We start from the raw sequence: 1,542 nt of genomic DNA, 5'->3' as shown, positions 1-1,542 counted from the left end.
GTTCATCAATGATGTGACGGGCACCGCCCCGGAACTGCCATTTGGCGGGGTCAAGAATTCCGGCTATGGCCGCGAACTTTCCTCCAACGGGATCGAGGAATTCGTCAATCACAAGCTGATCCGCTCAGCCTGATCCAAACCCGCCTGTCACGATCGTCCACCTGATCCGTGACAGGCCCTCAGGATGCCCTGTGCAAGGCCTTACGAAAGCCAATTCCTGACCTCATGAGCGCCGCGACACGCTTTGCCATGAAACTAAGGCTCACGTTTTCGCGATGAATAGGGTGGAACGCACAGCCCGCGGCACTTGACCGCCGTCCGGAAAACGGAGCCTCATCATGACCGATTACGCAAAGCCCCCCTTCGATACCCCTCTTCAGGATCGCATCCCCGGTCAGACCAAAGCCATGACGCCCCTCCCCGATCATGGTGAGCAGAGCTACGAGGGCTCAGGTCGCCTAGCGGGCAAGATTGCCCTCATTACAGGTGGAGATTCCGGCATAGGTCGCGCTGTCGCCATCGGCTTTGCACGCGAAGGCGCCGATATCACGCTGTCCTATCTTGATGAGGAAGCCGACGACGCTGCGGAAACAGCTGCCTGGATCGAAAAGGCGGGCCGCAAGGTGCTGCTGCTCCCCGGCGACCTGAAGTCACGCAAGATCTGCAAATCCGTGATCGATGAGACGGTCTCGACCTTCGGCCGGATCGACGTTCTGGTGAACAACGCCGCTTTCCAGATCGAACGCCTCGCCCTTGAGGACATCTCGGAAGATGAGTGGGACGATACATTTGCCACCAATATCGGCGCGACATTCCGTCTGACTCGTCATGCTGTTCCCCATATGAAGCGCGGCGCCTCGATCATCCATACCATCTCGGTCAATGCGGACAGCCCCAAGCCGCGTCTGCTCGCTTATTCTGCCACCAAAGCCGCCATCCAGAATTTCAGCGGCGGACTTGCGCAGTTGCTTGGTGAGAAGGGTATTCGCTCCAACACCGTTGCCCCGGGTCCGATCTGGACACCGCTCATTCCTGCCACCATGCATGGCGACCACGTGCATGTCTTTGGCGAGGATACCCCGCTGGGCCGCCCTGGCCAGCCTGTCGAACTGATCGCGCCTTACGTCATGCTGGCCAGCGACGAAGCCAGCTATATCTCGGGTGCGACCATCGCCGTAACAGGCGGCACACCCGTCATCTGAGGGATAGTGGGGCCTTGCCCCACGCCCCACCAAAGGGCCGTCGCCCTTTGGAAACCCCGGATGTTGGAATTATCCAGAAGGAAGCTCTGGCTTGGGCTGCCGCCACACGCGGCATTGCGGTGATGCCGCAACTTGGGCCAGAGGCTCGTACTTGAGGTCACATTACCTCATCGACAGCCGCGATGGCATCGCCGCTTCAGAACCCACACGGATGGAATGGAGGGGGTCTTTCCCCCTCAAGAAGCAGGGCAGCGCCACGCGCTACCCCCTTCCTGCACTGATCCAACCGAAGATCAGCGATGACCGTTGGTCAGCTCATCGGCGAGTGTTTTCTCGTTAT

The 1,542-nt window shown here is 59.6% G+C and carries 2 protein-coding genes; both read left to right on the top strand.

Annotation, left to right across the window (positions count from 1 at the left end):
* Positions 1 to 133 (top strand): aldehyde dehydrogenase family protein (locus tag P792_RS39110; RefSeq protein ID WP_235075503.1); only part of this gene is annotated, 133 nt, incomplete at its 5' end.
* Positions 134 to 338: 205 nt separating this feature from the next.
* A complete protein-coding gene (locus P792_RS32125; protein ID WP_023979449.1) occupies positions 339 to 1,202 on the top strand; it encodes an SDR family oxidoreductase in 864 nt (287 codons plus the stop codon).
* The last annotated feature ends 340 nt before the right edge of the window (positions 1,203 to 1,542 follow it).

Origin of the sequence: Asaia sp. SF2.1 (assembly GCF_000505765.1) — a bacterium.
Classification (GTDB): domain Bacteria; phylum Pseudomonadota; class Alphaproteobacteria; order Acetobacterales; family Acetobacteraceae; genus Asaia; species Asaia bogorensis.
This window is presented reverse-complemented; position numbering and strand designations above follow the sequence as displayed.

Bases quoted from the DNA above. Each gene is read 5' to 3' on its own strand.
- P792_RS32125 (WP_023979449.1), top strand. From the start codon at position 339: ATGACCGATTACGCAAAGCCCCCCTTCGATACCCCTCTTCAGGATCGC.